Source organism: Nonomuraea bangladeshensis, assembly GCF_039529455.1.
GTDB classification, from domain to species: domain Bacteria; phylum Actinomycetota; class Actinomycetes; order Streptosporangiales; family Streptosporangiaceae; genus Nonomuraea; species Nonomuraea bangladeshensis.
The window spans coordinates 109,297-117,180 of sequence record NZ_BAAAMV010000022.1 but is presented as its reverse complement, the minus strand read 5'-3'; the positions used below and the strand labels follow the sequence as shown (position 1 = coordinate 117,180).

Genomic DNA, 7,884 nt, shown 5'->3' with positions numbered 1-7,884 from the left:
TCGGCCAGGACGGCACCGTCTCCTTCCTGGAGGTCAACACCCGCCTCCAGGTCGAGCACCCGGTCACCGAGGAGGTCGCCGGCGTCGACCTGGTCCGCGAGATGTTCCGCATCGCGGGCGGCGAGGCCCTCGGCTACGACGACCCGCCGCTGCGCGGCCACTCCATCGAGTTCCGCGTCAACGCCGAGGATGCGGGCCGGGGCTTCCTGCCCGCGCCCGGCACCATCACCCGCTGGCGCGCCCCCTCCGGGCCGGGCATCCGCCTCGACAGCGGCTACGAGCAGGGCGAGACGGTCCCCGGCGACTACGACTCGCTGACCGCCAAGCTCGTCGTCACCGGCGCCACCCGCGCCCAGGCGCTGGAGCGCGCCCGCCGCGCCCTCGACGAGTTCGAGATCGAGGGCATGCCGACCGTGCTGCCCTTCCACCGGGCCGTGGTGACCGACCCGGCGTTCACGGCCGAGCCGTTCGCCGTGCACACCCGCTGGATCGAGACCGAGTTCGACAACCGCATCGCCCCCTACGCCGGCCAGGCCGCGGCCGGGGAGCCGCCCGTCCTGGAGCGGATCACGGTCGAGGTGGGCGGCAAACGCCTGGAGGTCGCCCTGCCGGCCGGGCTCGGCGCCGCGCCCGCCGCCGCCCCGAGGAAGCCGGCGGCCGGCCGCCGCGCGAGGAAGCAGGCGGCGTCGGCGGCCGGCGGTGACGCCCTGGTCAGCCCGATGCAGGGCACGATCGTGAAGGTCGTCGTGGCCGACGGCGACACCGTGGCCGAGGGCGACCCGATCGTGGTGCTGGAGGCCATGAAGATGGAGCAGCCTCTCACCGCGCACCGCGCCGGGGTCGTGCTCGGGCTGGCCGCCGAGGTCGGCGCCACGGTGGCGGCCGGCGCGGCCATCTGTGAGATCAAGGACCCCTCGTGAGCCCCGTCGTGAGCAGGGAGCGGTGGCGCGAGCTGGCGCTGGAGGTCCTGCGCAAATCGGGTAAAGAAGTCACCTCCCCCGAGGAGGCCCTGGCGACCGCCACCTACGACGGCGTCACCCTCGCCCCCCTGTACGACGCCGCCGACCTGCCCGCCGGGCCAGGACTGCCGCCCTCCGCCGGTCGCGAGCCCGGCCGGCCGTGGGAGGTGCGGCAGCGCCACGAGACCGCCGACCCCGAGGCGGTCATGACCGACCTGGAGAACGGCGCGGACTCCCTCTGGCTCGCCGTCGCCCCCGAGGACCTGCCCCGTGTCCTCGGCGGCGTGCACCTCGACCTGATCTCGATCGTGCTCGACGCCGGCCCCCGGACCTGGCAGGCGGCGGAGGCGCTGGTCGCGCTGGCCGGCGACCGGGCGGGCGCGCTGCGGGGCTGTCTCGGCGCCGACCCGCTCGGCGACGCGACCCGTTCCGGCGCGGCGGCCGACCTGTCGGGGCTGGGGCGGCTGGCGCGGCTCCGCGCCGACCGCCTGCCCGGCATGCGGGCGGTCACGGTGGATGCCACGCCGTACCACGAGGCGGGCGGCAGCGACGCCGAGGAGCTGGGCTGCTCGATCGCGACCGGCCTCGCCTACCTGCGGAGCCTCACCGAGGACGGCATCGCGGCCGGGGAGGCGTTCGGCCTGCTGGAGTTCCGCTACGCCGCCACCGCCGACCAGTTCGCCACGATCGCCAAGCTGCGGGCCGCGCGGCTGCTGTGGGCGCGGGTGGCGGAGGTGTGCGACGCGCCGCCCGCGCAGTACCAGCACGCGGTGACCTCGGCCGCGATGATGACCCGCCGCGACCCGTACACGAACATGCTGCGCACCACCCTCGCCTGCTTCGCCGCCGGGGTGGGCGGGGCCGACGCGGTGACGGTGCGGCCGTTCGACGACGCGCTCGGCCTGCCGGACGACTTCTCCCGCCGCATCGCCCGCAACACCTCCACGCTGCTGGTGGAGGAGGCCCACGTGGCGCGGACCTTCGACCCGGCGGGCGGCTCCTGGTACGTCGAGCGTCGCACCGCCGACCTGGCCGAGAAGGCGTGGGAGTGGTTCCAGGAGATCGAGGAGGCCGGCGGCATGACCGCCGCCCGGACCCTGGTCGCCGACCGGCTGGCCGCCACCCGCGCCCGCCGCGCCCGCGACCTCGCCCGGCTGAGGCCACCGATCGTCGGCGTGAGCCGCTACCCCGACCCGGCGGGGAGAGCGCCCGCCCGCACGCACACCCCACGCCCGGCGGCGGAGGCGTTGCCGCGGGTCCGCCACGCCCAGGACTTCGAGGACCTGCTCGACCAGGCCGGCGAGGCCCGCCCGCGGGTGTTCCTGGCCACGCTCGGCCCGGCGGCCGAGCACGCCGCGCGGCTCGCGTTCGCGCGCGGCCTGTTCGAGGCCGGCGGCGTCGAGACGGTCACCGGCACGCCCGCGGACTTCGCCGCCAGCGGGGCCGTGGTCGCCTGCCTGTGCGCCGCCGACCGCCGGTACGCCGACGCCGCCGCGCTGCTCCGCCGGGCGGGCGCGCGCTGGATCTGGCTGGCCGGACGCGACCGTCACGACGGCGTGGACGCCCACCTGTACGCGGGCTGCGACGTGCTCGACGTCCTCCGCACGACCCTTTCGGAGGTGACCGCGTGACGATCCCCGACTTCCGCGGCCTCGGCCTGACCGGCTCCCGGCGCCACGCGCCGCCTTCTACCGGCGCGCCGGCCTGGGACAGCCCCGAGGGCATCCCCGTCAAGCCGGTCTACACGTCGGTGGAGGCGGACGGCTACGACCCGCACACCTACCCCGGCATCGCCCCCTACGTGCGCGGGCCGTACCCGACGATGTACGTCACCCGCCCGTGGACCGTCCGCCAGTACGCGGGTTTCTCCACGGCCGAGGACTCCAACGCCTTCTACCGGCGCAACCTGGCCGCAGGGCAGAAGGGCCTGTCGGTCGCGTTCGACCTGGCCACCCACCGCGGCTACGACTCCGACCACCCGCGCGTGGCGGGCGACGTCGGCATGGCGGGGGTGGCGATCGACTCGATCGCCGACATGCGCATCCTGTTCGACGGCATCCCACTCGACCGCATGTCGGTGTCGATGACCATGAACGGCGCCGTCCTGCCCATTCTCGCCCTCTACATCGTGGCGGCCGAGGAGCAGGGGGTGAAGCCGGAGCAGCTCACGGGGACCATCCAGAACGACATCCTCAAGGAGTTCATGGTCCGCAACACCTACATCTATCCGCCGGCCCCCTCGATGCGCATCATCTCCGACATCTTCGCCTACACCAGCGAGAAGATGCCGAAGTTCAACTCGATCAGCATCTCCGGCTACCACATCCAGGAGGCCGGGGCCACCTGTGACCTGGAGCTGGCCTACACGCTGGCCGACGGCATGGAGTACCTGCGGGCGGGCACGGCGGCGGGGCTCGACATCGACGCGTTCGCGCCGCGACTGTCGTTCTTCTGGTGCATCGGCATGAACTTCTTCATGGAGGTCGCCAAGCTGCGGGCCGCCCGCCTGCTGTGGAGCCGCATCGTCGGGGACATGGGCGCCAAGGACCCCAAGTCGCTGGCGCTGCGTACGCACAGCCAGACCTCCGGCTGGTCCCTGACCGCCCAGGACGTCTACAACAACGTCGTGCGCACCTGCGTCGAGGCGATGGCCGCCACCCAGGGCCACACGCAGTCGCTGCACACCAACGCCCTGGACGAGGCTCTCGCGCTGCCGAGCGACTTCTCCGCGCGCATCGCCCGCAACACCCAGCTCGTCCTGCAGCACGAGTCGGGCATCACCCAGGTGATCGACCCGTGGGGCGGCTCCTACTACGTCGAGACGCTCACCGCCCAGCTCGCCGCGCGGGCCTGGCAGCACATCGAGGAGGTCGAGGCGGCCGGCGGGATGGCCAGGGCCATCGAGGCCGGGCTGCCGAAGCTGCGCATCGAGGAGGCGGCGGCCCGCGCCCAGGCCCGCATCGACTCCGGCACGCAGCCGGTCATCGGCGTCAACACCTACCGGCCCGCCAGCGACCAGCCCGTGGACGTGCTCAAGGTCGACAACACCGCGGTGCGCGCCACCCAGATCGAACGGCTGCGCAGGCTCCGCGCCGAGCGCGACCCCGAGGTGGTCCGCCGCGCCCTCGACGCGCTCACGGCGGGAGCCGCCGGGGACGCCAACCTCCTCGCGCTGGCCGTGGACGCCGCCCGCGCCCACGCCACCGTCGGGGAGATCTCCGACGCCCTGGAGCGGGTCTTCGGCCGCCACCAGGCCGGCGTGCGCACCATCTCGGGCGTCTACCGCAGTGAGCTCGGCTCCGGCGCCGACGCGGTCCGCGCCGCGAGCGACGCCTTCGCCAGGGACGAGGGTCGCCGGCCGCGCATCCTGGTCGCCAAGATGGGCCAGGACGGGCACGATCGCGGCCAGAAGGTGATCGCGACGGCCTTCGCCGACCTCGGCTTCGACGTGGACGTCGGCCCGCTGTTCCAGACGCCGGAGGAGGTCGCCCGTCAGGCCGTGGACGCCGACGTGCACGTGGTCGGCGTGTCCTCGCTGGCCGCCGGGCACCTGACGCTGGTGCCCGCGCTGCGCGAGGCGCTGGCCGCCGCCGGTGGCGAGGACATCATGATCGTGGTCGGCGGCGTCATCCCGCCGGGCGACGTGCCGGCGTTGCACGAGGCCGGCGTGGCGGAGGTGTTCCTGCCCGGCACCGTGATCGCCGACGCTGCCCTGAGCCTGCTGGGCAAGCTGGCCGCCCGCCTCGGGCACCAGCCCGCGTGACGATCAGAGCGGAGTCAGCACGACTCCCTGAGCGGGGACGGGCGCTCGCGGCGCACCGCGTCGAGCGCCTGCCCCAGGTTGGCATGGAGGGTCAGGGCGTCCCCTACGCCAGTGATCCGCAGCAGGACCGCGGGTGAGCCGTGGGCGGCGGCCACGTGCAGGCGCGCCGCCTGCCGGCGCAGCCGGTCCTGCTGCCGCATCAGCAGGTGCAGGCCGCCGCAGTCCATGAAGGTCAGCCCGCCGAGGTCGAGGACCATCGGCTCGCCGGGCGGCGTCGCCCCTTCCAGAAGTGACTCCAGCTCGGCGGCGTTGGTGACGTCCAGCTCACCCGTGACCGTGACCAGGATCCCGGTCGGGAGTGGCCGGCAATGCACGTTCAGAAGAGGCATGAGGCGGCCTGTCGCAGGGGGTGGTTCAACCTTCGTCAACCGAAGACTACGCCCGAAGCCGGATGCACGAAAGAGTCTTCGTCATAGATTCTTCTAGAATGCACCTTCCGTCCTGCTCGTGGTAGGCACTCGTACCATGGAGTTCTTCTGTTACCACCGCGATCGTCCCCGCTCCGCCGCGCTGCGCGCCGAGCTGACGGAGGAGCACTGGTCCTACATGGACCGGTACGAGGCGGAGCTCATCGCCCGCGGCCCGACCCTGGCGCCCGGCGGCGAGACGGCGACGGGCAGCGTGCACATCGTCGAGCTGCCGGACCCCGCCGCCGCCCGCGCGTTCGCCTTCGACGAGCCCAACTACCAGGCCGGGGTCTACCGGGACGTGCTGCTGCGGCGCTGGCGCAACGTGCTGGGGCGCACGATGTGGGAGTTCCCCGGCGGGCGGGAGAGCGGCGACCGCTATCTCGTGCTGGGCCTCGGCTCGGGCCGCCCCGCCGACCTCGACCCGCCCGCAGGGGAGGACGACCTGATCGCGTACGGGCCGCTGCTGTCCGACGACGGCGCCTCCTGGCTCGGCACGGCGGCCCTGGTCCGGGCGGCCGGCCCGGACGAGGCCCGCGCCCTCCTGACCGCCGGCCGGTACGCCGACGTCGAGGTCCACGACTGGGACTTCGGCGGGCGGCGCTAGCGGCCGCCGGTTCACTGCCGGACGTCCGGGTGCGGCGTCCGCACGGCGATGACGGCGATGTCGTCGAGCCCGGTCGTCGGCAACGCGCTCAGCAGATGGTCGCAGAACTTGTCCGGCGGCTGCTCCGCGACGCACGCGGCGGCCGACCTGAGCCGTTCCAGGCCCCGGTCCAGGTGCTCGCCCGACCGCTCGACCAGGCCGTCGGTGTAGAGCAGGAGCGTGCTCCCCGGCGGCAGCGGCTCCACCTGCGACGGCCTCGGCTCCCCGTGGGGGAAGCCGAGCAGCGGGCTGAGGCCCCCCTCCAGGAAGCGGCCCTCGCCGTCGCGCGTGACCAGCAGCGGCGGCGGGTGCCCGGCCACCGCGTAGTGCAGCCGGTAGGCGTCGCCTGAAGGCTCGACGCGGGCGTACACGCAGGTCGCCATCACCTCGCCGACCAGCGAGTCCATCGCGAGGTTGAGCCGGGACAGTATCTCGCCCGGCGGCTCGCAGCGGTCCATGGCGAGCGCCCGCAGCATGTTGCGGACCTGGCTCATCGAGACGGCGGCGCTCAGGTCGTGCCCGGCCACGTCGCCGATCGCCACCACCGGGACGCCGTCGGGCAGGAGGAAGGAGTCGTACCAGTCGCCGCCCACCTCCGCCGCGCTCGGGCTCGCCCGGTAGCGGGCGACGATGCGCAGGTCGTCCGCGTGCGGCGGCTCGGCGAGCAGGCTGTACTGCAGCGCCAGCGCCACCTGCTGCGCCCGCTGGAACCGGATCGCCCGGCTCAGCGCGTCATGGGCATGGTCGAACATGCTCAGCAGCAGCGAGATGTCGTCCGGGCTCACCGGCGGCCGGTCACCGCACATCACGACGGCGACCACGGCGGGCACCGTCCCGTCCACCACGACCGGGAGGATCAGCACGCTGTTGGCGTCGTTCGCGACCAGCCACGGCAGCGTGCCCCCGGGCACCACGTCGGGCGGCGGCGCTCCGGCGGGGAAGGCCCGCAGCAGGGGCCGCCGCCGGCGCACCGCCGTCACGAACGCGTTGCCCCCGCCTAGCCGCTCCTCGCTGTACGGCGGCAGCCGCACCAGGCCGGGACGCGCGGCCGTGGCCATCCGCTCGACGACGAACGGCGCGTCGCCGTGCCGCACGCCGGTGAGGTCGGTGACGAGGTAGACGCCGCACCCGTCGGCGATCTCCCGCACGATCACCTCGGCCAGCGCCCCCAGCATCTCCTGCAGGCTCCGCAGCCGGACCGTGGCCGCCGCCGCGCGGTCCCGCAGGCGTTTGCGCCGCTGCTCGTTCCACTGCTCCTCGATGTCGGTGCTCGACCCCACCCATTCCACGACCTCACCGTCCTCGCGGACGGGCACGGCGCGGATCTGGAAGTGCCGGTAGCCGCCGCCCGGCATGCGCAGCCGGTAGACGTGCTCCCACAGACCGCTGGGGGCGGCGACCGCCTCCCCCCAGGACCGCACCGTGTCCGGCCGGTCGTCCGGGTGGAGCGTCCGCAGCCAGCCGTCGCCGCGGTACTCCTCCCATGTCTGGCCGGTCAGCCGCTCCCAGCTCGGGCTCCGCTCGCTCACTTTGCCGTATCTGTCGGTCACCCAGAAGACCTCCGCGCTGATGCGCATCAGGCTCTCGTACCGGCGCAGGACGCGGCGGCGCTGCTCGGCGAGGAGCGCCATCTCGCGGTCGGCGGCGACCTGGTCCGTCACCTCCAGGACCACCACCAGCACGCCGTGGTCGCCGGGGCCGAAGACGATCCGCGACAGGCTGGAGGTGAAGTACCGCTGCTCGGAGCCGGGACGCCTGATCATCGGCAGCTCCGGCTCGGCCGTGGCCACGATGGGCTCGCCCGTGCGGTAGACCTCGTCGAACTGCGGGCGGTAGTAGCGGCGCATGAAGTCGGCGAACACGTCCTCCATCTCGGCCGCGCCGCCGGGCCCGCCGAACAGCGACCGGTAGCGGGCGTTCGTGTAGACCAGCCGGTGTTCCGGGCCGCGCGTCACCGCCACGCCGACCGGCGCCGGGTCCAGCATCTCGAACCCCAGCCCGCTGTCCTCGCGCTCGTCGACGGCGCCCATGACCACCTCCCCCCGACGG

The 7,884-nt window shown here is 74.0% G+C and carries 6 protein-coding genes; 4 read left to right on the top strand and 2 right to left on the bottom strand.

Going from position 1 to position 7,884, the window contains the following annotated elements:
- The 3 genes from ABD292_RS46745 to scpA all read left to right on the top strand — a co-directional run.
- Window positions 1-920, top strand: a 920-nt coding sequence (locus ABD292_RS46745; RefSeq protein WP_344219534.1) for a biotin/lipoyl-containing protein, incomplete at its 5' end; no start/stop codon positions are given.
- Entirely contained in the window at window positions 917-2,590 is a 1,674-nt protein-coding gene (locus ABD292_RS46740; protein ID WP_344219532.1) for a methylmalonyl-CoA mutase family protein, read from the top strand. The genes ABD292_RS46745 and ABD292_RS46740, both read left to right, overlap by 4 nt.
- Before the next feature lie 26 nt (window positions 2,591-2,616).
- On the top strand, window positions 2,617-4,722 hold the full coding sequence (scpA, locus tag ABD292_RS46735) for a methylmalonyl-CoA mutase (protein WP_344219537.1): 2,106 nt from the start codon (window positions 2,617-2,619) through the stop codon (window positions 4,720-4,722).
- A 14-nt stretch (window positions 4,723-4,736) separates the two neighbouring features.
- Here the strand turns inward: scpA and ABD292_RS46730 are convergent, their stop codons facing one another.
- Window positions 4,737-5,111: an STAS domain-containing protein gene (locus ABD292_RS46730; protein ID WP_344219530.1), complete on the bottom strand. Its 375-nt coding sequence runs from the start codon at window positions 5,109-5,111 to the stop codon at window positions 4,737-4,739.
- Window positions 5,112-5,247: 136 nt separating this feature from the next.
- Between ABD292_RS46730 and ABD292_RS46725 the strand changes: the two genes are divergently transcribed.
- Window positions 5,248-5,796 (top strand): YciI family protein, encoded by a 549-nt coding sequence (locus tag ABD292_RS46725; protein ID WP_344219528.1) that lies wholly within the window; start codon window positions 5,248-5,250, stop codon window positions 5,794-5,796.
- A gap of 11 nt (window positions 5,797-5,807) precedes the next feature.
- On the opposite strand, the gene ABD292_RS46720 is transcribed toward ABD292_RS46725, so the two are convergent.
- Window positions 5,808-7,865, bottom strand: coding sequence for a SpoIIE family protein phosphatase (locus ABD292_RS46720; protein WP_344219526.1), 2,058 nt, complete (start codon window positions 7,863-7,865; stop codon window positions 5,808-5,810).
- Window positions 7,866-7,884: the final 19 nt, after the last annotated feature.

Bases quoted from the DNA above. Each gene is read 5' to 3' on its own strand.
- ABD292_RS46730 (WP_344219530.1), bottom strand. From the start codon at position 5,111: ATGCCTCTTCTGAACGTGCATTGCCGGCCACTCCCGACCGGGATCCTG.
- ABD292_RS46720 (WP_344219526.1), bottom strand. From the start codon at position 7,865: ATGGGCGCCGTCGACGAGCGCGAGGACAGCGGGCTGGGGTTCGAGATG.
- ABD292_RS46725 (WP_344219528.1), top strand. From the start codon at position 5,248: ATGGAGTTCTTCTGTTACCACCGCGATCGTCCCCGCTCCGCCGCGCTG.